The organism is Acinetobacter sp. ANC_7634 (assembly GCF_056779875.1).
This window is the reverse complement of sequence record NZ_JBWYIT010000011.1, coordinates 82,713-107,109: the sequence shown is the minus strand read 5'-3', so window position 1 is coordinate 107,109 and position 24,397 is coordinate 82,713. Positions and strand designations below refer to the sequence as shown.

The 24,397-nt window shown below is 37.9% G+C and carries 23 protein-coding genes; 9 read left to right on the top strand and 14 right to left on the bottom strand.

All coding sequences use genetic code 11. From position 1 onward, the window contains the following. Positions 1 to 29 precede the first annotated feature (29 nt). From AC1M9A_RS11830 to AC1M9A_RS11815, 4 genes are read right to left on the bottom strand one after another with little or no spacing between them, the layout of a single operon-like run. On the bottom strand, positions 30 to 1,058 hold the full coding sequence (locus AC1M9A_RS11830) for an alpha/beta hydrolase (protein WP_035266046.1): 1,029 nt from the start codon (positions 1,056 to 1,058) through the stop codon (positions 30 to 32). Further along, on the bottom strand, positions 1,058 to 2,188 hold the full coding sequence (locus AC1M9A_RS11825) for a YdcF family protein (protein ID WP_481610276.1): 1,131 nt from the start codon (positions 2,186 to 2,188) through the stop codon (positions 1,058 to 1,060). Before AC1M9A_RS11825 ends, AC1M9A_RS11830 begins: the two co-directional genes overlap by 1 nt. Then, a complete protein-coding gene (gene murB, locus AC1M9A_RS11820; RefSeq protein ID WP_481610293.1) occupies positions 2,181 to 3,233 on the bottom strand; it encodes a UDP-N-acetylmuramate dehydrogenase in 1,053 nt (350 codons plus the stop codon). The genes AC1M9A_RS11825 and murB overlap by 8 nt, the downstream gene beginning before the upstream one ends. Before the next feature lie 12 nt (positions 3,234 to 3,245). Then, positions 3,246 to 3,767 (bottom strand): low molecular weight protein-tyrosine-phosphatase, encoded by a 522-nt coding sequence (locus AC1M9A_RS11815; RefSeq protein ID WP_481592115.1) that lies wholly within the window; start codon positions 3,765 to 3,767, stop codon positions 3,246 to 3,248. Between the two features lie 113 nt (positions 3,768 to 3,880). On the opposite strand from AC1M9A_RS11815, the gene AC1M9A_RS11810 reads away from it, so the two are divergent. Next, positions 3,881 to 5,041, top strand: coding sequence for an iron-containing alcohol dehydrogenase (locus tag AC1M9A_RS11810; protein ID WP_481592114.1), 1,161 nt, complete (start codon positions 3,881 to 3,883; stop codon positions 5,039 to 5,041). A gap of 37 nt (positions 5,042 to 5,078) precedes the next feature. Continuing rightward, the gene (locus AC1M9A_RS11805; protein ID WP_481610275.1) at positions 5,079 to 5,522 is read left to right on the top strand and encodes an acyl-CoA thioesterase; all 444 of its coding nucleotides are present in this window, start codon (positions 5,079 to 5,081) and stop codon (positions 5,520 to 5,522) included. Here the strand turns inward: AC1M9A_RS11805 and dnaX are convergent. The 7 genes from dnaX to AC1M9A_RS11770 all read right to left on the bottom strand — a co-directional run bounded on the left by dnaX (position 5,519) and on the right by AC1M9A_RS11770 (position 14,457). Continuing rightward, positions 5,519 to 7,645, bottom strand: coding sequence for a DNA polymerase III subunit gamma/tau (dnaX, locus tag AC1M9A_RS11800; protein ID WP_481610274.1), 2,127 nt, complete (start codon positions 7,643 to 7,645; stop codon positions 5,519 to 5,521). The two genes, AC1M9A_RS11805 and dnaX, sit on opposite strands and share 4 nt — an antisense overlap. 118 nt (positions 7,646 to 7,763) lie before the next feature. Further along, positions 7,764 to 8,222: a copper resistance protein NlpE N-terminal domain-containing protein gene (locus AC1M9A_RS11795; protein ID WP_481592111.1), complete on the bottom strand. Its 459-nt coding sequence runs from the start codon at positions 8,220 to 8,222 to the stop codon at positions 7,764 to 7,766. A 60-nt stretch (positions 8,223 to 8,282) separates the two neighbouring features. Next, positions 8,283 to 8,900, bottom strand: a complete 618-nt coding sequence (cpaB, locus tag AC1M9A_RS11790; RefSeq protein WP_481592110.1) for a metalloprotease secretion chaperone CpaB — start codon at positions 8,898 to 8,900, stop codon at positions 8,283 to 8,285. A 3-nt stretch (positions 8,901 to 8,903) separates the two neighbouring features. Then, the gene (gene cpaA, locus AC1M9A_RS11785; protein ID WP_481610273.1) at positions 8,904 to 10,634 is read right to left on the bottom strand and encodes a metalloendopeptidase CpaA; all 1,731 of its coding nucleotides are present in this window, start codon (positions 10,632 to 10,634) and stop codon (positions 8,904 to 8,906) included. Positions 10,635 to 10,742: 108 nt separating this feature from the next. Then, positions 10,743 to 12,002, bottom strand: coding sequence for a serine hydrolase domain-containing protein (locus AC1M9A_RS11780; RefSeq protein WP_481610292.1), 1,260 nt, complete (start codon positions 12,000 to 12,002; stop codon positions 10,743 to 10,745). Between the two features lie 68 nt (positions 12,003 to 12,070). Then, on the bottom strand, positions 12,071 to 12,925 hold the full coding sequence (locus AC1M9A_RS11775; protein ID WP_481597806.1) for a MaoC family dehydratase: 855 nt from the start codon (positions 12,923 to 12,925) through the stop codon (positions 12,071 to 12,073). Positions 12,926 to 13,065: 140 nt separating this feature from the next. Beyond that, the gene (locus tag AC1M9A_RS11770) at positions 13,066 to 14,457 is read right to left on the bottom strand and encodes a 3-oxoacyl-ACP reductase (RefSeq protein WP_035266061.1); all 1,392 of its coding nucleotides are present in this window, start codon (positions 14,455 to 14,457) and stop codon (positions 13,066 to 13,068) included. A 240-nt stretch (positions 14,458 to 14,697) separates the two neighbouring features. Between AC1M9A_RS11770 and AC1M9A_RS11765 the strand changes: the two genes are divergently transcribed. Then, the gene (locus tag AC1M9A_RS11765) at positions 14,698 to 16,227 is read left to right on the top strand and encodes an acetyl-CoA C-acetyltransferase (protein WP_481596372.1); all 1,530 of its coding nucleotides are present in this window, start codon (positions 14,698 to 14,700) and stop codon (positions 16,225 to 16,227) included. A gap of 53 nt (positions 16,228 to 16,280) precedes the next feature. On the opposite strand, the gene aceI is transcribed toward AC1M9A_RS11765, so the two are convergent. After that, the gene (aceI, locus tag AC1M9A_RS11760) at positions 16,281 to 16,712 is read right to left on the bottom strand and encodes a chlorhexidine efflux PACE transporter AceI (protein WP_092767850.1); all 432 of its coding nucleotides are present in this window, start codon (positions 16,710 to 16,712) and stop codon (positions 16,281 to 16,283) included. Positions 16,713 to 16,809: 97 nt separating this feature from the next. Between aceI and aceR the strand changes: the two genes are divergently transcribed. The 4 genes from aceR (at position 16,810) to AC1M9A_RS11740 (ending at position 20,725) form a co-directional block, all read left to right on the top strand. Beyond that, positions 16,810 to 17,694 carry an HTH-type transcriptional regulator AceR gene (gene aceR / locus AC1M9A_RS11755; protein WP_481610272.1) on the top strand — a complete coding sequence of 295 codons (885 nt, stop codon included), beginning with the start codon at positions 16,810 to 16,812 and terminating at the stop codon, positions 17,692 to 17,694. A 94-nt stretch (positions 17,695 to 17,788) separates the two neighbouring features. Then, positions 17,789 to 18,775, top strand: coding sequence for a transaldolase (gene tal, locus AC1M9A_RS11750; protein WP_481587645.1), 987 nt, complete (start codon positions 17,789 to 17,791; stop codon positions 18,773 to 18,775). Between the two features lie 67 nt (positions 18,776 to 18,842). Next, positions 18,843 to 19,493 carry a leucine efflux protein LeuE gene (gene leuE, locus AC1M9A_RS11745; protein ID WP_481610271.1) on the top strand — a complete coding sequence of 217 codons (651 nt, stop codon included), beginning with the start codon at positions 18,843 to 18,845 and terminating at the stop codon, positions 19,491 to 19,493. A gap of 53 nt (positions 19,494 to 19,546) precedes the next feature. After that, a complete protein-coding gene (locus AC1M9A_RS11740) occupies positions 19,547 to 20,725 on the top strand; it encodes a benzoate/H(+) symporter BenE family transporter (RefSeq protein ID WP_481610291.1) in 1,179 nt (392 codons plus the stop codon). Positions 20,726 to 20,744: 19 nt separating this feature from the next. On the opposite strand, the gene map is transcribed toward AC1M9A_RS11740, so the two are convergent. Next, positions 20,745 to 21,539: a type I methionyl aminopeptidase gene (gene map, locus AC1M9A_RS11735; protein WP_481592105.1), complete on the bottom strand. Its 795-nt coding sequence runs from the start codon at positions 21,537 to 21,539 to the stop codon at positions 20,745 to 20,747. A gap of 344 nt (positions 21,540 to 21,883) precedes the next feature. Between map and brnQ the strand changes: the two genes are divergently transcribed. Both brnQ and AC1M9A_RS11725 read left to right on the top strand, forming a co-directional pair. Further along, complete coding sequence (gene brnQ, locus AC1M9A_RS11730) at positions 21,884 to 23,176, top strand: branched-chain amino acid transport system II carrier protein (protein ID WP_481610270.1); 1,293 nt, start codon at positions 21,884 to 21,886, stop codon at positions 23,174 to 23,176. A gap of 420 nt (positions 23,177 to 23,596) precedes the next feature. Beyond that, the gene (locus AC1M9A_RS11725) at positions 23,597 to 23,848 is read left to right on the top strand and encodes a hypothetical protein (protein ID WP_035266079.1); all 252 of its coding nucleotides are present in this window, start codon (positions 23,597 to 23,599) and stop codon (positions 23,846 to 23,848) included. A gap of 91 nt (positions 23,849 to 23,939) precedes the next feature. On the opposite strand, the gene AC1M9A_RS11720 is transcribed toward AC1M9A_RS11725, so the two are convergent. Continuing rightward, the gene (locus AC1M9A_RS11720) at positions 23,940 to 24,395 is read right to left on the bottom strand and encodes a hypothetical protein (protein WP_481592104.1); all 456 of its coding nucleotides are present in this window, start codon (positions 24,393 to 24,395) and stop codon (positions 23,940 to 23,942) included. Positions 24,396 to 24,397: the final 2 nt, after the last annotated feature.

The window sequence follows — 24,397 nt, the reverse complement described above, 5'->3', positions numbered from 1 at the left end:
AAAAAGGTGCTTAAATCAGCACCTTTATTTTAAAAGTATCCTTTATGACTTTGCGCATGTAAGAATGCTGGGATTAAACCCGTTAATGCTGCCCGTATATCCGCACGCTCATTGATCAACTGATGAGATCCCTCCTCTAACATGAGCAAGGTCTGAAGGCGAAACTTTCTGCGAATAAATTCGATATTATAACGCCAGTCTACGGTTTGATCTTGGGCACCTTGAGCGAGCCAAACTGGAATTCGGCATGCAGGTCGATTTTCCATTTCCAACATCCACTTTGACATTGCTAATATCCAATCCATCCCCATCATACGCGGTTGTAGTGGATCTTTTAGACGTACAAATCTTAAAAATTCAGGGTTGTGATTATTGCGCTTAAAATGTCTTGGAACTTCACGTTTGATACGGCGAATGATGCCCAAGCCTACTGGATTATGCCACCATGCTGTTTTTGCAGGTCTGACTAACGGCGACAAGAGCAATACGCGTTCTACAATTGGATTTTTACGTTGTTCAGCAAACTCCAACAAATGATGCATCCAAATTGCACCACCAGTACTCTGTCCGATACCTAGCCATGGTTTAGGCAATTGATCAGCTTGTTTTACATATTGGTGAACCGCATGGAGTACTTGCTGATAATGATCAAAGTTCTGAATGCTGGCAGCATTGCCATCACTTAACCCATGTCCAGGCAAGTCATAAGTTAAAACACTAAACCCTTGATCCAGCAATTCACCAATAATTGGTTGGTAAATTCCACTGTGTTCCAAATAGCCATGCAATAAGAATACAGTACCTTTCACCTGCTCTATGCGAGGTTGATACACCTGCACATGAAGTTTGAACAAAGGCATTTTGATATAACCCTGCCAATAATTCGCTTCAAGACGATCAAGTGCGTAAAGATGACGATAAGCTTGAATCTCTTTCGAAGGAGAATAAGGTCGATTTAAATTTAATGGTTCTAATCTTAATGGTGTTTGTTCTCGATTCGGAATGGGTAAATCGAGTTGTTTCAACACATTTGGATTCAGAAACGGAATATCAGACATTATGGCACCTCCCGACAACCGCTAGAGCCAAACATTACATCTCTGATCGTGGCAAGTAATTCATAATTTGCACGACGACTGTGATCGTAATTTAATTGGCTAGGACGCCATGTTGTCAGCATTGTAGGCATGGGCGCTTCAACAGGAATTGTTTTGATACCGTTCAAAGCAAAAAGACGTCGTGTACGTGTCATATGATAACGATCGGTAATCAAAATCACTGTCGGCGCTCCTCCTTTTTTTTGTAATAATAATGAACTAAAGCGTGTATTCTCACAGGTATTCATGCTGCGTTGCTCTAATAGATTCGCTTCTACCCCACGCGATGCTAACCACGCTTGCATGTACGGTGCTTCAACACCACTCAACACAATAGGTAAATCCGTTTGCTTCTCAATCTCAAGTGTTTTTTCTAGTCTAGAGCGTGTGTAATCATTAACTACAATATCAATTTTATTATCTCCTAGCGTCAACCCACCACCCAACACAACTATCGCATAAGGTTTATCTTTCTGATTTGATAAAGTTTTATTTTCATTTTGAATCAACGCGATATCTTTATAGATTTGCGGATCTAATGTTTGAACCTCATCTTCTTCTAAGGGATGATTTCTAAGGAAAAATTCATATTTTTCCATTAAAGCCAAGCGCTGATTTTTTTCTTCATTGATGGATGAATTTGTTGAATCAGTTTGGCTTATGGCAACATCACTGGCAAAATCAGGCTGATCAATTGCGAAGACAACATCCTCTTTAGTTTCATTCTTTGTATTTATATCTGTAAGCAATTCATCTTTAATTTTTTGTTTTAATAACACATAGCGAGTTTGAATTTCAGCAAGCTGTTCAGCCCCTTGATCATTCAATTGTTCTTCAATAAGTTTGAGATAAGCTTGTCTTGCAATCCACAGCCTTGAACCAGGCTCCAAATCCTCCTTATCAGTTAACGCTGCCATTTGCTGGCTCTTGGCCGCAATTTCGTCAACTTTGATAGGGACAAATGCGTGAAGTGATTTCACAACAAGTGCTGAATAAAATGGTGTATACCAGAAAACCATGAGACAGCCCAAAAGTGCGAATATGATCGCCATCATACGCACCGTTGCCACCATCCAATGTTTTCTAGACATACTGTCCTTTTTGAACCAAATGAGATTGAATAGAACCTTTTTGATCGAACAAAACAGGCTCAGGTTCTAATAAAATACCAAACTTATTTAACACATCTTGCTGCACAGAGCGATAGGTTGCCTGCACATCTGTGAGAGATGCATCGGCGTAATTGACTAAAACTAAAGCCTGTCGATCAAACATTCCCACTTTTCCTAATTTTTTTCCTTTCCAGCCTGCTTGGTCAATCAACCAACCAGCTGCAACTTTTACAGAACCATCTGCTTGAGGATAGTGTGGAATCGTGGGATGAAGCTGTAAAACTTCCTCAAATTTCGTTTTAATTAAAATCGGATTTTTAAAAAAGCTCCCTGCATTTGGATATTCTGCAGGATCTGGGAGTTTACTTTGACGAATTTTGATCACTTGTTGCTGTAAATTATATGGCGTAATGTCATCGCCCATCGCAGCTTTTAAATCTCCATAATTCATTTTGAGTTGTGGCTGTTTAAGTAATTTAAAGATGACCGCAGTAATAACAAACCGCTCAGGCTGATCTTTAAAAATGCTGTGTCGATATGAAAAATGACAATCACTCGCTTGGATTTGAACGATTTCATTTTTAGTACGATCAAAAGCCTCTACAAATTCAATAAATTCACCGACTTCAACGCCATAGGCACCAATGTTCTGAACAGGTGCAGCACCCACCCACCCTGGAATCAATGCGAGATTTTGCAATCCATAGAAACCTTGCTCTGTTGTCCATAGCACGAACTCATGCCAGTGACGTCCAGCACCTACTCGAATTGTTACATTGGTATCATCTTCAGCAACCAGGACAAGATCATCTAAATGTAATTGAACAACTAAAGCATCTAGATGCTCAGGGAGCAGCATATTACTCCCCCCTGAAAGTATCATCATGTTTAATTGAGCTTGCTCAGCAAATTCAATTGCTTCACGCAAATCGTGAAGAGATCGAACAATACAATAATGAGATGCAACAGCATTTAAATTCAACGTATTGAAAGACTGGAGTTGTATATTAGTTTGAATATCAATCATATTTTTATCTTACTCAACGTTTGACTGCTGCAACATTGGTTTTAAGTAACTAATCCATGCTTTACTGTTCGACTCACATTGATCTAAGACCAACTCAAAGCCATCATCTCCACCATAGTAAGGATCAGGTACTGGTTGATTTAAATATGAAGGATCTTTGGCACTCATGAGCTCTATTTTTGCTCGCAGTTCATGGTTTTGAAATATTTGCGCTGCTTCAACTTGCAGTTTCTGAATATTGACTAGATTTTCATGATCCATCGCCAAGATTAAATCAAATTCCTTAAAGTCTTCAATACGAATCTGTCTCGCACGTAATGAAGATAAATCATATCCTCGTTTCAATGCGTGCTTTTGACTTCTATAATCAGGCGCTTTGTTTGGGTGATAATTACTGGTTCCAGCTGAATCAACTTGAATATTTAATTTTTCTAAATCCGCAAAGTGTTTCATTACCACTTCTGCTGTTGGGGAACGACAAATATTTCCTAAACATACACATAAAATTTTGTATGGCATTTTCGTCGTCATCTTCGCCTCAAAAATACATATACTTTCGCAGTGCATATGTTAAGTTATTTAAGGTGTGAATCCTATAGAACTGTAAAACAATAATCTTATTTAAAGCGCAAAAAGGATGTGTGATGAGCCAATTTCAATTTCAAACTGTCGGGAATATTATTTCTGGTTTAGGGAGTATTCAACAGCTTGGCTCAATTTTAAAACAACATCGATTTAATAAAGTTCTTCTCGTCACAGATCAAGGGATGATTGATCACCACCTCCACCAACCTATTCTTCACATTTTCAACGCTACTGGGACTGAATTCAGTATTTTTTCCGATGTCGTTGCAGACCCTCCAGAAGATGTCATCTTAAATGCAGTAGATGAAGCAAAACGTTTACAGATTGATGCAGTCATTGGTTTTGGCGGTGGTAGCTCCTTAGACGTGGCAAAAATTATTGCCGTACTTTCACACCCCAATCAAACCCAAACGATTTCTGAGTTATATGGCGTCAATCAAGCTCAATCGCCACGATTACCACTCATCTTAGTCCCTACAACTGCAGGTACGGGTTCTGAAGTTACACCAATCTCTATTGTCACTACAGGCAAAACAACAAAAACAGGAATTGTTTCACCCGTTCTGTATGCGGATACTGCCATTTTAGATGCAACTTTTACTCAAGGTCTTCCGGCTCACATCACTGCAGCAACAGGAATTGATGCAATGGTGCATGCAATTGAAGCCTACACCTCAAAACTAAAGAAAAATTTCTATTCTGATTTACTCGCTAAACAAGCATTGGATTTATTGAATCAAAATTTAAAACTTGTTCTAGAGCAACCCCAAAACCTAGAAGCGCGCCAAAAAATGCTCTTAGGTTCTATGTTGGCTGGACAAGCATTTGCAAATGCTCCTGTTGGAGCGGTTCATGCGCTTGCCTATCCTTTGGGCGGGCATTATCACTTATCGCATGGTCATACCAATGCAATCGTGCTTGTTGAAACACTGAAATTCAATGCACCTCAAGCGAAGAAATACTATGCTGAACTGATGCAATGGATTGACCCATATAGCAAAGGCAATACTGATGGCTTATGTGATTTATTTATAGATCATATGGAAAGGCTTGTTAGCCAGAGTGGGTTGAGCTTAAAACTCAATGAGCTAGGTGTACAAGAATCAGATTTAGAGATGTTAGCTAATGATGCGATGCAACAAACGCGCCTCTTACAAAACAATCCTAGAGCTCTAAGCTATGCTGATGCTTTAAGCATCTACCAAGCAATTTATCATTAAATGACTCGAAATCTTTAATCAACTTTCTGAATAAAATATGACAACTATTTCAAAAAAAACTAGAGCAGACTATAAATTCTTTTTTCCCATCCAAACCCGTTGGGCTGATAATGACGTGTATGGGCATGTCAATAACGTCACTTATTACAGCTACTTTGACACCGCCGCAAATGCGCTACTTATTCAACACGCACTATTTGACTTTAAAACTTCGCCTATCATTGGACTCGTTGTTGAATCAAAATGTACATATTTTTCTGAACTATCCTACCCCGAAGTAATTGATGTTGCTGTCGCTATCGAAAAGATTGGACGATCTTCAGTGACGTATAGCATTTCAATATTTAAGAAAAATCAATCAGAGCCTGCTGCTCAAGGTTATTTTGTGCATGTATTTGTCGACCGTGACTCTCGTAAAAGTATTGAATTACCAAACTCAATACGCGAAGCCTTAACTACGTTTATGACGAAATCAACTTAAGACTTAAGCTGAATATTATGTAGCTCACCGCCGAAAGTTTTTAACAAGTCTTCCACGACGGGTTCTTGATGAATCAATTCTTCAGCACGTCGATATGCCTTTTGCTTACGCTTTTCCTGCAGATCGAAAGGCGTCTCACCGTTTGGTTCGTTGTATTTTACGATTAATTGAGATTTTGAAAATGATTGCTTGAGTGCTGCTTCTAAACTCGGAATGAGTGAGTGCAATAAAGCTTCGTATTTTGCAGGGATATAGAATTCACATGTCCCATCAATTTGACCTTGCATAAGACCTTGTTGTGCTAATTCTTGTACCGCAGGTGTTAATGGACTATTTCTGAACCAATATTCCCACTTTTGAGTATCCCATTCACCTACCAATTCGACAGGCTCAAGCCTTAAAATATCTTGAGGCATTAAACCTTTTAAGCCAACATCTGTGACAACAATTTTATTCTCATCGGGTAGATCTAGACTTGGGAAATGAGAGCCATTCGATGTTCCTTCTTCTTGAACTGACAATTCAGCACTTTCAGCAGAAAGTTCATTTGGTTTAGGCTCTAAAAAGAAAATATTGTCTTGATCAACAATTGAAGATTCAACAGGCTCTGAATTAAAGCTTGCTCCAAATGAAGTCAGCTCAATCTCCCCACTGCCTACCACAGAGTTGGTTAAATTCTCTTGTTTCACTTCAACAGATACAGACTGATCGACATCATCCGCATGATTTAATTCTGTTGAATGCAAGCTTTCAGATTCAGATTTTTCAGGATGAACTGACTCCGTAGGAACAGCCTCATCATCTGATGCCATCATCTGTTGAAATAAGATTAGATCCGTATTTTCCTCATCATTTACATCACGACTACGCTGAATCGAACTCGTATTATTCTCAGGCGAACTGATTTTCGATCCTGCCTCTTGATGATCAGCCGATATAGATTCTGAATTCTCTGTCGAAATCTGATTGAAATTTTCAGCTTCTTTTAAGACATTTGATTGTTCTGGAGGTGCTTGAGTGGTCAGCTGCTCATTATTCGCCATCGGGCGGAATGCCAACAACCTGAGCACACACATTTCAAAGCCTTGCTCTTGAGTCACTGCAATTTGTAATTCAGCACGACCTTTACATGCAATTTGATAATACAATTGTAGATCTTGAGCAGAAATCATGCTCGAAAGCTGCATAATTTTCTGATTAATCTCAGCACTATATTTTAAACTCAAGTCTGGTAAGTATTGGAGTAAAGCCAACTCATGTAAAGTTGAAATGAGTTGATCCAACACCAAAGAAACATCAAGTGCTTGTTGACGGAATTGGAGTAATAAAGCACTGACTTTAGCACGTTGATTTTGATGTATCGCCAAAATAAGGTCGAAAATAATCGTGCGATCAATCAAACCCAGCATTTCTTTCACATCTTGGTGGTGAATCGCACCTTGCCCATATGCAATTGCTTGATCTGTTAGCGACAGTGCATCACGTAAAGAACCTTGTGCTGACTCAGCGATCTGCCAAATCGCATCAGCTTCCGCATTAATTGATTCTTTAGTTAAAATTTGTGTGAGATGTGAAGTGATTTCATCAACCGCCAATGGGCGTAAAGTAAATTGCAAACAACGTGAAATAACCGTAATTGGAAGTTTTTGAGGATCTGTCGTCGCAAATAAAAATTTGACATGTTCAGGCGGTTCTTCAAGTGTCTTGAGTAAAGCATTGAAAGAATGTGTGGACAGCATGTGTACTTCATCAATGAGATACACTTTAAAACGACCTTGCGTTGGTGCATAAGGTACGTTATCCAATAATTCTCGTGTATCCTCAACTTTGGTTCGGGATGCTGCGTCAATTTCAATTAAGTCTATAAATCGACCTTCATTGACTGCGGTACACGTTGGGCATACTTCACACGGTGTAGATGTTACACCTGTTTCACAGTTCAGACATTTAGCAAGAATCCTTGCAATCGTTGTTTTACCAACGCCACGCGTCCCCGTAAAAAGATAAGCATGATGCAGTCGACCACGCTCTAAAGCACTGGTTAATGCACGCGACACATGGTTTTGACCAACCAATTCTAAAAAATTACGTGGACGATATTTACGCGCAAGAACCTGATACATGAATGCTCCCTAATTACAGGACTAAGCATACTGTTTTTTTTGGCAAGAGTGAATGCGTTACAGATCATTCATACATTCAAAAAGCAATTTAAATCCAACTCTTTTTTCTTGGGAAAATTTAACCTGTTAAATTCAAACTAAAATCATCGAAATTTTCGTATTCCTCACCAGTCCCATCGATACGAATTTCGAGCATTTTGTTGACCAAATCGACAAGAATGATATTTCTGGTTGGGACACCGTTTAATTGAATCAAAGACTTTTCAGTATTAATGAATTTGAACTGACCTTTGATTTCTTCTGCTTGGTTATGACCGCTTAGACTTAATCGTGACAACACATACGTTTGGTCTGCGTTAAGTTGTAAATCAACAGCCATACCAGGACAATCCTCACAACGCGAAAAACACCCCATACATGGCGTAGTACCTTGATACAAACCAATATATTGAGGTGTTACTTGATTTTTTATTGAATCATTCTGTTTCAAGAGTTGATTTGATTGCGTGGACTGATCGCAAGAAGCCATATGAATCGACGAGATCAAAACGAATGGGATGACAGTACTACGGCGCATAATCACAAATCAATTTTAACAATTTTGTGAAAATTACCATATCTCAAGTCTGCAAATGAATCAATGCGTATGTTGGTGCACGTGAACCCCATCATCATGTAAAACTTGATCAGGGTAAGCGAGTCCAATCCCTTTAATTACTTCAGCAAAATATGACCCTTTATCTGTATAAACTTTAATAATTGCATATTGATCTTCAATACTTTGAGTAATCGTAAAATAGTTTAGATCAGCAGGATAATCCTCAAATTGCCCCTTGTATCGCACAATTCCATCCTCAACTTGTTCAATCTCAGTAATTTCAGCCACACGGTTGATACCAAATTGCAAAAGTTTCAAGGGAAATTTACTGCCCTCTTTCATGCTCGCCACTTGATCAGGACTAAACTTAAATACATAACCCGAGTCAGCCCGATGCTGAAAACTTTCTGGAAGAATCATATGCCGTTCAACATTTTGTTCTAGTACAGGCATAAGCTCAGGCATCAGATGAGAACTCGATGATTCATTCTTATTTTCAAGCCGTTCGTCATGAGCATTAACATTTTGACCCAGTTCATTTTCAACTTGATGCTGCTGTAAGCTTGCAGATGATTTGTCTTTTTCGGGTTTTAGATATAACGTAAATGTAGCAGTCACAAAAACTGCTACACCCAATAAAATATAAATTACTTTCATACGTTATTTGAATAGCGACACTGCTTTAGCATTTTTATTAATCATAGTGACAGCATCACGATCATTCGTACCCCCTAATTGGTATCCATACTTTGGATGGAATAAATCTGGGCTTGAGAAATAAGAGATACTATTACCTCCCATAATCGTACCACCCAATGGATGCTCCAAACCACGTGCTGGTCCAGCGGTATCATCATGATTCACCCCCATATTATGACCGAATTCATGACGTAAAACCGTGATTCCACAGTTAATACTTCCACTACCGATCATATAATTAGAGTTAGGGTTTTCAAGCAAGTAAGCTAAACCACAGCCTTCTTCATCACCTTCATAATATACAGCATCAGCTTTTAAGCGATTACGCTCATTCTGAATAACTTTGTCCACACGACCAATATCAAGGACATTGTTTAATGTTTTAGAACCTGGTGTTTTATATTGCAGATAACCAACGTTGCGCAGATAAAACTTGGCATTTGAATTCTCTGCAGACACATTGGTTAGATCAAAGCCTTCAATCAACCTCATTTTCGCTGCATTTGCACCTAATTTCTCTGCAACAGCAGTACTACTCACCAAAAGCATGTCAATGGTTGCACTATCAGCTTGCCATCCTTGAGATGTATAGACAAAACGTTGCGTTTCACCAGTTTGAATCGTTTGTCGTAAATTATTGGATGCCTGAATTGTGCTGCTCCACGCCGCTCCAGAACTTATGATTATCTTGTCATTGATTTGAGCGCGATCAGGTAAATTAATTACTGATTGCCAATTTCCATTTGCCAACTTAACACGTGTCACTGGTTGTTTAGGATCAGGAACTTTTTGATTATTTAAATCTTTCGCTTGTATCACACGTTCTGGTGCAGAAACTAAAATCCACTTCGCTAATTCTTTTACAAACATAAATTCATATCGTTCACCTCTATTTAGTTTTAAAGTTGCTGAGGTATTGATATTCTGATTTGAAATAGTAGCTTCCCATGTTGCAGTCGACTTCACGATCACACGATCACGGTCATATGCTGAACTTGGTAATGTGAATTGTGACACCCAGTTTCCATCACCAAAAATAATTTCAGTTAAAGGGCTATCGGTTTTATTTAACTGAGTACCCACTGAACTAACATTTAGTTGTCTCGGCTTGATATATTCAGGCACCCATTTTTTTAGATTTTGATTAAATACAAACCAATAGCGATCTCCTTTTTTTAAATTAAAATTACTCGAAAAAAGAAGATTTGTTGTATCAATTGATGAATCCCTGCCTGCATCAGATTCAATCAACATTACCGTATTGTTAGCAACATCGCTCGGCAATACTATTTTCTTTGTCCAAGCGCCATCTTTTAGATGAACTCGCTGTATTGTTTGTTGATTAGATATAATATTTTGTACACTTGAATTATCTAAAATGACACTGGGTGTACTGTTGATTCGCCATTTTTTTAAAGATTCACAATAAATAAAGTCGAATGTGTTTCCTTTATTGATTTGGATTGATTCAAGGGGAATATCAATATTGGAAGTATCTAGATATGCAGCATATCCCGCCGATGAGGAAATTCTAATCTTGTCATTATTTTTTGGATTGTTTGGCAGATAGATTTGTTTCGTCCAATTTCCATCACGCAATTTAAATTCTAATTCAGCATAACCGCTCGGAATCTGCCCGCTTTGCTGATTTTGGTTTGGTGTAAGTACTGTACTTGCCACAACACCACTCATCAAACAACCCATTAGTAAAAAGGTAATTTTTTTATTCATCATGTCACTATTTGTTTATTTTAGTTAAAGTTAGTATACATTATAAATACAAATTCTCCTTTGTAAATGTTAAAACCATCCCTTTTTACCATTATTAATGTGATCCACACACCTTAATGCCTCTTGCGATAAACTCCACAAACGATAATCCCCTGTAATTGACCCAACAGGATAATTATGGGTATAGGCAAAGCTTAATTTTCTTTCAGGATCACACCAAGCCCCTGATCCGTTGTAGCCCATATGACCAAATCCATTTTTTGCACTTTTACCCAGCGTGATAACTCTGTGATAACCCAAACGCCAATGCATAGGTATTGGCATCACCTTGTCTCGATCATAGCTTTGAATTTGCGAAAGTTGTTTGAATACAAGTGGCTTGATAAATTGTCTTGATTCGAACTGACCATAGTGCGCCATCATGGCATAGATTTTCGCTAAACTTCTGGCTGTAAAGACACCATTAGCAGCAGGAATGGGTTGAGTCAGAACACGATCATCAAAAAAGCTAAACCCCTTCATTCCCTTTGGAATCATTGCATCTATAAAATCATCAGGATTTTGACCAGAATATTGAATGATACGATCCGAAAATGAAAATTTCTGTTTTTTCTTCTTTTGTTGTGCAACTTGAGTAGTTGATGACTTTTTTTCAATATTTGTTTTTTCTAGAGGTTTGGCTATTCTTGAAAGTTGATCCTGAGGGACACCAAAATAGGCACCATCTAATTGAAGTGGTTCTACTAAATATTGATTCATCAGCTCAGAAAGATTTTGCTGAGTCGCTTTTTCAATCAGCCCTCCTAATAACCAGCCATACGTAAGTGCTTGATATGCATAATTTGAATTGGGTTTAAAACGTGGTGTCGCGCTAGCCATCACATTGAGCATGTGATCCCAGTCTGCCATTTCAGATGCTTGAGCAATGACATTTCTAACATCATATAAACCACTACGGTGACTTAATACGTCAGCCAAAGTAATCTTAGATTTTCCATGTTCAGCAAATTCTGGCCAATAATCAGCTATGGGTTGACGATAGTCTAATTTCCCTTCACTCACTAGAATATGCGACAAAGTCGCTAAGATCCCCTTTCCGGTGGAATAGCACATCGCCATCGTGTCTTCTGACCACTCTTCACTCGAAGACTTTTTTCCAACATAAATATCAACCACTTTTTCTTGACCATAATATACAGCCAATGATGCACCACCTTGTTCAGTACGAGAGTCTTGTAAACGACTAAATAAATGTGCCAAATCTGCAAACTGATGGTGAACGATACCCTTATAATTATGTGTGTCAGCGTAAATTAAATCTTTTAGAATTTTCATCTTCTATCCTTGATTTATAGTTATAAAAAAGCCTAACAAACATGTTAGGCCTAGAGCATCTATTAAAGTGGTTTCACAACACCAGAAACATGAGGTTTTTGTGATTTTGCATTACGAACTAACAAATATGTCGCTTGATCTCGCTCACCCGTTAAAAATTCAACCTCAGATGGTAAAAACATAGGCAACTTAAAATAAACATCAGCATCATAAGCATCCGGTAAACTAATACTTGCTAATGCTTTAGCTTTACTCCACATGCCATGCGCAATCGCTTGTTTAAAACCAAATGCTTTTGCTGTAACTGCATGAATATGAATGAGGTTAAAATCACCTGAAACGAGCGCATAGCGACGACCCGTGTTTTCAGCGACTTTCCAATTACCCTGTGATTTAAATTCAGGCAACTGATCTTCTTTCGCCTTTGAAGAGGATGAAGTATTTGTTTTTTCACGAGAAAGATAGGTTGTTAAACCCTCCATCACCACATCATTACCTACTTTCGCAGTGGTAATGAAGTCAAATTGCAAACCTTTGTCATGTGGTTTTAACTCACCAAATTTGCATGATAGCGTGATGGTTTCATTCACTCCAATTTTGCGATACTGCTTAACTTGATTACGAATATGAACTAAACCCAGCAAAGCAAATGGGAAAGGTTCTTGTGTCATCATTTGCATCTGCAAACTTTGAGAAATGACTGCCAAGTAAGTCGATGGTACATATCCATTATTCTTATAACCACAAATTTCGTTATAAGATTTTAAATGGTCATGATCAACACGATATTCATCAACGATGTAATCCACTTGTGGCAGTGTCTTTTCGCCTTTCGGTTTTTTAAAAATTAAACCTTTAATGACTTTAGGATAAGCTAAATAAGCTTTTGGCAATTGACTAAAGTGACGTGTTTTCATGTTAAAAATTCCCATTTATCTTTATAAAAAATTTAAAGTTTGCAGCTCAACAAAACGATCATAACAAATCATACGAGCAATAAAGAGAGCAATGCCTGAACATTACTCTCTTTCATTTAACAATCTATGACCACTAAAGCTTAAGCACCTAATAAACTTTGACCGCACACACGTACAATGTTTCCATTCAGCCCCGTTGAAGCAGATGAAGCAAATAATGCGATTGTTTCAGCCACATCAACTGGTTGACCACCTTGACTCATCGAATTCATACGGCGACCCGCTTCACGAATTGCGAATGGAATCGCTGCTGTCATTTGAGTTTCAATAAATCCAGGAGCAACAGCATTAATCGTTACACCATTTTTCAAAATTGGTGCTGTAAATTTCACTAAACCAATCACACCAGCTTTAGAAGCTGCGTAGTTCGTTTGACCGAGGTTACCCGCAATACCTGAAATCGAAGATACGCAAACGATGCGACCATTTTCATTGATGCCTTCATTAGACAACAAATAGTCATTCACACGCTCAATCGCAGATAAGTTAATGTTAATCACAAGATCCCAAAGCTCTGGCTTCATATTAGCAAGCGTTTTATCACGTGTAATACCGGCATTATGGACAATCACATCTAGCCCGCCTTGAGCAGCCGCTGCAGCTTTGATTTTTTCTCCAGCATCTGGTGCAGTGATATCAATCGCTAAAGTCGATCCACCAATTTCACTCGCAACACGATCAAGATCTGCTTGTTGTTGTGGTACATCTAAGCAAATGACATGAGCACCATCACGCGACAAAACATGCGCAATCGCTTCACCAATACCACGACTTGCACCTGTGACCACTGCAGTTTTGCCCGCAAGTGGTTTAGTCCAATCAACATCAACAACATTTGCTTTTGAAACACGAATGACTTGACCTGATACATACGCTGAGCGCGGAGAAAGTACAAAACGAAGTGTAGATTCAAGATTTAAAGCAGCATCTTGATCTACATAAACCAATTGTGCAGCAATACCTTTCTTAAATTCTTTACCTACAGATTTCACGAATCCTTCTAATGCACGTTGAGCAATCGCTTGTTTCACTGTAGGTGCTGATTCTGGTGTCAAGCCAACGACGACTACACGACCTGAAGTTTGAATTTGGCGAGCAATTGGATTAAAGAATTTATACAATTCAATTAACTGTTCAGAGTCCTGAATACCCGAAGCATCAAACACAACTGCTTTGAATTTCGACTCTTTATCGCCTTCATTAAACGCACCTAAGTTCAACCCTACTTTAGCTGCAGCTTGTTGTAACTCAGCATTGTTTCCCGCATAGCTGTTGGCATGAATATTACTCAGAACTTGCGCAATTTCACCATTAAAAAGACTTTTAGACGCAGAACCGAATAAAACAGCGCCTTGAACAACAGGCGTTGCTGATTCAAAGCGATCTAAGTGAATTGGAGATGGTAAACCTAAATTTTTGATGACAAATTTACCAATTGGAGATTTTGCAAAAGCTTGATATTGGTCAGTCATGAATATGATCTCTCGATAGAATAATTTTTTGAAGGATCTATGGTGTAGATGAAGTTCAGTTCAAACTCTGATACTTAGTAAATTAATCGATCCCTGCGTTTCAGTTAAATAATACTTGAGTTACTCTATGTATGTCTTGACCTGAAAGCATTGCTAAATGTCATTTTAGTCAATACGACCTCTTAGCGATTATGCTAATGTAGCACTCAAGAATATCCCAAATATGCTTGGAAAAGCCTTATGAGCAAAACAACTCAAGAAAATCCAACAACTGAGAATTCTGCGAAAGCGACTGTGTCAAATACATCAAAAGCTCGTTCAAATACGAGTAGTGGTAATGCAAACAGTGCCAACAACGCAAATACTCCAAAAGCGACTCGCCCTCGTACGTCGACGACTCGCAAAAAAACAGCAGCAACAAATAAAACTAAAGCTGAAAATCAAACTTCAGCAACTACGACTCAATCTTCCGCTGAACAGGAAAAAACTATGACTCAAAATACTGTACGCCGTGTTGCAATTATCGGTGGTAATCGTATTCCTTTCGCACGTTCTAATGGTGCTTATTTCACAGCTACAAATACGGATATGCTTACAGCAGCATTGAATGGTCTAGTTGAGCGTTTTAATCTTCAAGGTCAACGTCTGGGTGAAGTTGTTGCTGGTGCTGTACTGAAGCACAGCCGTGATTTCAATATGACGCGTGAATGTGTGTTAAGCACAGAGCTTGCACCTGAAACTCCAGCTTACGATATCCAACAAGCTTGTGGTACTGGGCTTCAAGCCGCTTTCCTCGTAGCGAACAAAATTGCACTTGGTCAAATTGAGGTGGGTATTGCAGGTGGTGTGGATACCACTTCAGATGCTCCTATCGCATTTGGTGATGGATTACGTAAAGCCCTCTTAGAACTCAACGTTGCAAAAACAGGTAAAGATCGTCTTAAAGCGTTAACTAAAATTAACGTAAAAGATTTGCTAGATGCTCCTAAAAATGGTGAACCTCGTACTGGCTTATCTATGGGCGATCACCAAGCGATCACAACACTTGAGTGGGGCATTTCTCGTGAAGCTCAAGATGAACTTGCTGCATCGTCTCATCAGAAAATGGCTGCAGCTTATGAAGCAGGATTCTTTGACGATTTAATGACGCCATTCCTTGGCCTTGAGCGCGACAACAACTTACGTCCTGATTCAACTGTAGAAAAGCTTGCAAAACTTAAGCCAGCGTTTGGTAAAGGTGATGCTCGTACAATGACTGCTGGTAACTCTACTCCACTTACCGATGGTGCTTCTTGTGTATTATTAGCATCAGAAGAATGGGCTAAAGCAAATGGTCACGAAATTTTAGCGTATTTAAGTTTCTCTGAAACTGCTGCTGTAGATTTCATTGGTAAAAAAGAAGGTTTGTTAATGGCTCCTGCTTACGCAGTTCCACGTATGCTCGAGCGTGCTAATTTAAAACTTCAAGATTTTGACTACTATGAAATTCATGAAGCATTTGCATCTCAAGTTCTTTCTACATTAAAAGCTTGGGAAGATCCTAAATTCTGTAAAGAACGTCTAGGCTTAGATGCGCCTTTAGGTTCAATTGATCGTGCGAAGTTAAACGTTAAAGGCTCTTCGTTGGCTGCGGGTCACCCATTTGCCGCAACGGGTGGTCGTATTATCGCAACTGCTGCAAAAATTTTAAATGAAAAAGGTTCAGGTCGTGTACTTGTGTCGATCTGTGCTGCAGGTGGTCAAGGTGTAACGGCAATTATTGAAAAATAATTTCTATAACAACAAAAAAGCATCTCAATAGAGATGCTTTTTTATTTTGAGTTTTAGTGATTTAAAGCCTCAGGTGCATAACCCAGTTTAGCTTCGATCCCATCATAGAACCATTGAAATATAAAGGTGTACACCAGAATACTAAGCGTCAAAGCTAAGTCGACGATAAAAGCTTGTATGAGCGTCATATCCATCATATATGCAACAATTGGAATGGTCACTAACATCAAGCCACCTTCAAATCCTAGCGCATGCAATATACGAACTTTTACAGTACGCTTCCACTGATTGCGCGCTTCAATTTTTTCGAAATAATGATTGAAAATCATATTCCAGATCACTGAAAGTACAGCCATAATCACACCTAATGAACCTGCAATTTCCAGTGGAACTTCAAAAATAAAACTCAAAGAAATTGCGATGATCACCAATAGAATGATTTCATAGCTTATTGCGTGAATAATTCTTCTCTTTGAAAAAAACATGCGTTCACTCATCAACATTGTTATTCATGAGCGCATTTTATTTTCATAATATTGAATGATCGAGTTAGAATCTATCATAATTTTTGAAATAATAAACATGAATATTAATCAAGAACAATTGGTCGTTTTTAAAACGGTGATGGAAACAGGTTCTTTTTCCGCAGCCGCACGTCAGTTAGGCAAGGTCCCCTCTGCTGTCAGTATGGCGATTTCCAATTTAGAGATTGATCTGAATCTTCAACTGTTTGAAAGAGTAGGACGTGAACCACAGCCAACACTTCAAGCCAAAGTTTTGTATGAACGTACTAATCATTTATTGATTGAAATGAATCAATGGAAACAACATGCATTTGGTTTGAGTAGCGGTATCGAAACCGAATTAAATATTGTGGTGGTATCTGAGTTACTGCATAGTAGATGGACTGATTATATTGTTTTATTAGTACAACAATTTCCTCAACTACAAATCAATATATTCAGCGCACCACAAGAAGATGCTCAACAAATGATTTTAACGGGTAAAGCACATTTAGCGTTGATGTTTGAGCGTGAACATATTGAGGCGAATGAACAATTTGTGGAATTAATGAAAGAAAGTTTAATTCCAGTTGCATCTGTTCATCATCCGCTGTGCCAAAATCAAAAAGTGAGCTATGAAGAAATTTTTCAAAGTCGTCAGATTGTAGTCGCTAGTCGCGATCGGAACATTAAGCCTGAATTACTCTTCTCCAAAGATGCATGGCGTACAGACAATCACCATTCTGCATGTAGACTAATTTCACAAGGACTTGGATGGGGAGTATTACCCACTGAAATGCTTATCGAACAACCAACATTAAAGAAAAAACTTAAAGTTCTACGATTTTCAGATTTCACCCCAAAATTTGATTATTTTATCGATCTGGTTTGGAGTAAAGAGCAACCATTGGGCAAAGCTGCTCAATTTTTAATTCATCACATCAGAAATAAAAGAAAAATGTAGGAAAATAACTTGATTTAAAACTTTTGTAGCATGTTTCAAAATAATCATGTGTTATAAAGATGGTATAAGTAATGAAACAAAGAATTAGATCGCAATGACTGAAACAGCTTTATCTCAATTAAAAAACTTCACTACAATTGTTGCAGACACAGGTGACTTAAACGCTATAAAAAAATTTAAGCCATTGGATGCTACCACTAACCCTTCACTCATCACGGCAGCAGCTTCATTCCCTGAAAACAAAGAACTGATTGAAGCTGCATTTGATCAAGCAAAGTCAGAGGGTTATCAGTCAGATGAGTTAATCGATAGAACAATTGATATCCTGACTGTCAAATTAGGTGTGGAAATTCTAAAAGTAGTTGAAGGTCGAGTATCAACAGAAGTTGATGCAGCACTTTCATACGATACAGCCGCGACAATTGCTAAAGCTAAAGAATTACTCGCTCTCTATGCGACTTATGGTGTTGATCAAAACCGAATTTTAATTAAAATCGCCTCAACATGGGAAGGTATTCAAGCTGCTAAGGTTCTTGAAGCAGAAGGCATTCATTGCAACTTAACTTTGTTGTTTGGCTTACATCAAGCAAAAGCATGTGCGGATGCTCAGGTCACATTAATTTCACCATTTGTAGGTCGTATTCTCGATTGGTATAAAAAAGCTGAAAATGTGGATCACTATCCAATTGAACAAGATCCTGGTGTGCAATCCGTTAAACAAATTTACGAGTTCTACAAACAAAATCAGGTGAAAACTGAAGTTATGGGCGCAAGCTTTCGTAGCATAGAACAGGTTCTCGGACTTGCTGGATGCGACCTCTTAACTGTATCACCGAATTTACTTGACGAATTGGCTCAAGATCATCGCCAAGTTGAAGTTCAGTTAAATGCAAATGCACACAGCTCAAATATCGAATCACTTAGTCCAATCACTGAAATAGATTTTAAAGCGCAAATTCAGAAAGATCTTATGGCATCGCAATTATTGCAAGGCGGTATAGATGGCTTTATTAAGGCAAGAGATCAACTCAGCTCTCTGTTAAAACAATCATTTGGCATAGATGCTGATATAAAAGCTTAATTGCACCTATCCATCATTCTTTCAATCGAGCTCTTAGGAGCTCGATTATTTTTTAAGAGATAAATGAGTGTTTGGTATAACTGATCTTCCAACCTATTTAATAGGTACATTACTTATTATTTTATTACCTGGACCTAACTCGCTCTATGTCATGTCTATTGCGACTCGCTTTGGCATAAAAGTGGGCTATCAAGGTGCTTTCGGTATTTTGTGTGGAGATAGCATCCTTATTTTGCTAACTGTCTTAGGTGCCGCAACATTATTGCATCAATTTCCCTGGATTTTTTTCGCCCTAAAAATTATTGGTGCTTTATATCTTAGTTATTTAGGTATCCGTTTAATATATGCAGCCTATTTAACTTGGAAACGTCCAAGTAAAGATCAAGCTAATGTTTCTATTGTACAAAAACAAGAAAAATTTCATCCTTTTCGTACCGCATTACTCATTAGTCTGATTAACCCAAAGGCAATACTGTTCTATTTATCGTTTTTTGTTCAATTTGTAGATCCAGCTTATCCTTATCCAGCCCAAAGCTTTTTAATGCTTGCTGTAATTTTACAATTAATGAGTATAGCCTACTTAAGTATGTTGATCTTCACAGGTATCAAAATTTCAAATTACTTCAACACGCATTATAAATTAGCAGCTGCTTCTGTTGCCGCTATTGGTATTTTATTTGGATTGTTTGGGATCAAACTTGCGACATCAACAATGTAATCTTAACTTCACAGAATCATTAGGGAAATAATATAAAAATGCTCATAGACGTGATAACAAGAATAAAAAAAGATTTAAGTCTACCTGCTGTTTTCGCTGGCTTTATTACATTTTTAATTGGCATTAGCGTTTCATCTGTACTGGTTATTCAAGCTGGACAAGTATTAGGTGCAAATCAAGCACAGATTAGCTCATGGTTTTGGGCACTGGGTTTGAGTATAGGATTATCAGGACTGATCTTAAGCTGGAAGTTTAAATATCCAGTTGCAACATCATGGTCAACAGCAGGACTAGCACTGATTATCGCTACAGGCTCAGGATACAATTTGAATGAGGCGATAGGGGCATTTTTAATATGCGGAATTATGACTGCTGTATTGGGCTTTTTTGGAATATTTCAAAGAATTCTTGAATTTTTACCGCAATCTCTTACAAGCGCCATGTTAGCTGGAGTGTTATTAAAATTTGGCATTTCATTATTTACGGTCATGCAAGACCAATTGATCTATGTTCTAATCTTGATCAGTACATATTTTATAAGTAAAAAAGCATTACCCCGTCACTCCATTGTCATTACATTGTTAGCTTGCATTATCGCCACACCTTTTTTCTTTGAATATACAGCAACCAAAATTCACTACGGAATGACGTATCCAGTATGGATTCAGCCTGAATTTCACTGGTCAAGTATTCTGGGTTTAGCTATTCCCCTCTTGATCATCAATATGGCTTCACAATATTTACCTGGTTTAGCAATGATCAGATCCTATGGTTACAAACCTCATGTCAACCAATTAGTAAGTTGGACAGGAATTGCTCAAGCAATATTCGCTCCGTTCGGGGCATTTTCAACCAATATCGCAGCAATTAGTGCAGCTGTGAGCCTTGATGAACAAGTTCATCAAGACCTTGCTAAACGCTATATTGCAGGTATGGCTTGTGGAGTGTTCTATATCTTTATGGGCATTTTTGCAGCGACACTAACGGGATTATTACTGTCATTCCCTAGAGAAATGATCACCACTTTGGCGGCGATCGCACTTTTTGCAACGATTGGACATAACATCAGTATCGCATTTAAAGAAGATTTAGATCGTGATGCTGCTTTAATCACTTTTTTAATGTCTGCATCTGGAGTTCAGTTTTTGGGCATTGGATCTGCTTTTTGGGGATTGGTTATTGGATTTATTATTTATCATTTGATGCGTATACAAATTAAAAAGCCTATTTAAAAAAATAGGCTTTTGGGAATTAAATTACAGGATATTCACCCGTACCTTCAGGCCAAGGTGTCAATAATTCATATCCTTCATCAGTCACAGCAACCATATGTTCCCATTGTGCAGACCAAGATTTATCTGCTGTAACTACTGTCCATCCGTCTTTTAATTCTTTAACTTTGGCTTTGCCTGCATTCACCATAGGCTCAATGGTAAACACCATTCCTTTTCTTAATACTAATCCCTGACCAGGCTGTCCGTAATGCAATACATTCGGTTGCTCATGGTAGGTTTTTCCAATACCGTGACCACAATATTCACGTACAATCGTAAAACCTTCGCGTTGCGCAACTTGTTGAATAGCATGACCCACGTCACCTAGCGTCGCGCCAGGTTTAACCGTTTTAATACCTGCAAGCATCGCTTCATAAGTCGTATCGACTAATTTTTTTGCTTCAGGTTTAATTGTACCTACATAGTACATTCGACTGGTATCACCAAAATAACCATCCTTGATGATTGCAACATCAATATTAATGATGTCTCCATCCTCTAAGATAATATTGGAAGCAGGGATACCATGACATACAACTTCATTTTTCGAAATACAGGTTGTTTTTGTATATCCGTAATAACCCACATTTGCTGGCGTCACCTTGAGTGTATTGACGATGTAATCATTACAGATATCATCAAGATACTCAGTACTCACACCTGGCTTCACATAATCACCAATCATTGCAAGCACTTGTGCCGCAAGCCGACCCGATATTCTTAGTTTTTCAATATCTTGTTCAGTTTTAATGGTGACAGCTGTTGCCTTCATGATGAACCCCTTTTTAATTCAGGATTCATTATAGGACTTTCATTTGTCGATCACAAACGCTATAGACTATCTGTAACTTAATCATTTTCGACTATTATTTAACCATTCAGTACATTATTTTATTTTGCGAATCAAGATCTAAGCTCTGCTTAATTTCAATTCAATAAATAAATTTATTTTATTAGTTTTATAAATACATAGACTTAATTTAACTCATAATTTCCCATCCAATAAAATTATTCGCTTCTTGCTTTTTTACTATTCCATTCGATGGATGACCGCCCTCCCTATTTACTGACATTTGCTCTAAAATCGCTTTCTTTTTTCTTGAACCGATCTCCCTTATGACCAATTTGCGTACACGGGACATTATTGCCTTAGGTTTTATGACCTTTGCACTATTTATCGGTGCAGGCAATATTATCTTCCCACCTATTGTTGCTCAACAAGCGGGTGAACATGTTTGGTTAGCTGCTTTTGGCTTCTTAATTACTGCTGTTGGCCTTCCTGTTATCACGATCATTGCGCTATCGCGTGTTGAAGGCTCTATTCAACTTTTAAGCTCTCCACTGGGTAAGATTGCAAGTTTAATCTTAACCGTAGCATGCTATCTTGCTGTTGGACCACTTTTCGCGACACCTCGGACAGCTACAGTTTCTTTTGAAATTGGTTTTTCGAGTTATTTTGGAACGTCTTCATCGACCTTGTTGATCTACAGTGCAATTTATTTTGCATTTGTAACGTTAATCTCACTTTATCCGAATAAAATTTTGGATACTGTCGGCTATGTTTTATCTCCACTCAAAATTCTCTCTTTGATCATTTTAGGTGGTAGTGCCTTTTTAGTTTCTGCAGATTATATCCCTGCACCTATTGGAAACTATATCAATAGTCCTGTTTCAGAAGGTTTTGTTAATGGTTATTTAACCATGGACACTTTAGGAGCTTTAGTATTTGGTATTGTCATTATTAATGCGATACGTTCACGTGATGTAAATGATCAAAAGTTAATTACCAAATATGCAGTGATCGCAAGTTTAATTTCAGGTATTGGCCTTACACTGGTTTACATTAGCCTATTTAAACTTGGACTGAGTAGTCACGAGGCTGCACCTAACGCTGCAAATGGTGCCATTATTCTCCATGGCTATGTTCAGCACGCCTTTGGTGACTTTGGCTCATATTTTCTAGGGGCGATGATTTTTATCGCATGCATGGTTACGGCAATTGGTTTGACTTGTGCATGTGCAGAATATTTCTCACAAATCACGAAGATTACTTACAAAAAATGGGTTTTCATTCTTGTTGGTTTCTCATTTGTCATTTCCAACTTAGGTTTAACCAAGTTAATCGCCTTCTCTGTACCTGTATTAAGTGCAATCTACCCACCAGCGATTGTGGTGATCATGATGGGATTTATGTGGAAGTTCTTTAATTCCGCTCCACGCGTCATTGCGCCTGTTACAGCGGTTGCTTTCATATTCGGTATTATTGATGGACTTAAGGTTGCAGAATTAGATCATTTCTTGCCAGCATTTATGAACAATCTACCATTGGCTGAACAAAATTTAGCATGGTTGATTCCTTCTTTAGTTGTATTTGTCATTGTCTACACACTGGATAGACTGAAGAAGTAAATTCAGGTGATTTATCAATAAATATTGTTTTACCCAAGCCGTATTTGTTCTGTAATCAATAATTGTCTCGTTTATCCAACAGACTATTATTGCTTACCCACCTTAACTTTGACCTCATCAGTCAGATTTGGAATGACTTTTGCTACTATTTATTTGTTTTGCAAGATGCTAAAAAGTAAATAGATTAAAGAATTACAAGAAACTCTATTCATCTCATCACGATTTATCGAAATAATTCTATCACTTAGCTCACGTAGTATCTTAATTTCAAATATTTCGACTTTTGTCATATTAATGTCATAATTTATTTACATAATAGAGTGTTAAAAACTTGCTTTATTCTTCAATCCCCTGTACAAGTATGTAAACAAAGTCGACTAAATCATTCAGATTTGTCATGAATTATCAGGAGGGATGGAGATGTTATCATTACATTTCAACAAGCAAGTCTTCATTAATACTCTTAAAGCGAACAACAATGCTGTCGTTTTTTTAAGCACAATGTTTGCTCTCATGCTGACACTTGTTGTGCAAGGTACAATTCAAGGCACGTTGAAGCTTGAATATTTTGCTTATGCACTTGCTGCGACGCTAGCATTTTACGTGTGGGCCTTTATTGACACGAAATATCGTACTCAAAAGCTTTCTGATCAAGAAGCACATTTAGACTAAGAGATGGATGCCAAAGCATCCATCTTAAAGTCAATGTCATCATTTAAAGCACTCTATCAAAATAACAAGTTTTTCAATTCTGCTCTACTTATTAGAATAACCCAACATATAAACCATAAAGCAAACCTAAGGTCGCCCCAACCTCACCTAAGACCAATAGTACCATCGCACCTCTCATGAGCAATTTTGGTAATTCAATACGCCCTAATTGATGTGGTTCTTTGAACTGATTTGTCGTATCTTTCAATAAGCCATGCAAAATATAACTTAAAATTGAAAATGCAAAAAAGAAAATATTAATCAAAATAAAGAGCAAATTTGTCGATTCATTCAACGCTGAAAAATATGCCATAACCGCTAGAATTAACGTTGCAGGTGCATATAGCAAACTACTCCTATGCGCAATATCAACATAATAATGTGCTCGAGCTTGTTTAGATAAGCTGATTTGCACATACTTCCAAACGCCAGTAAGCATACCGGTCAATAAAAAAATACCACTAAAAAAAATAGCAAGTCTTACCGATAATTCCATTTGATCGATCATGA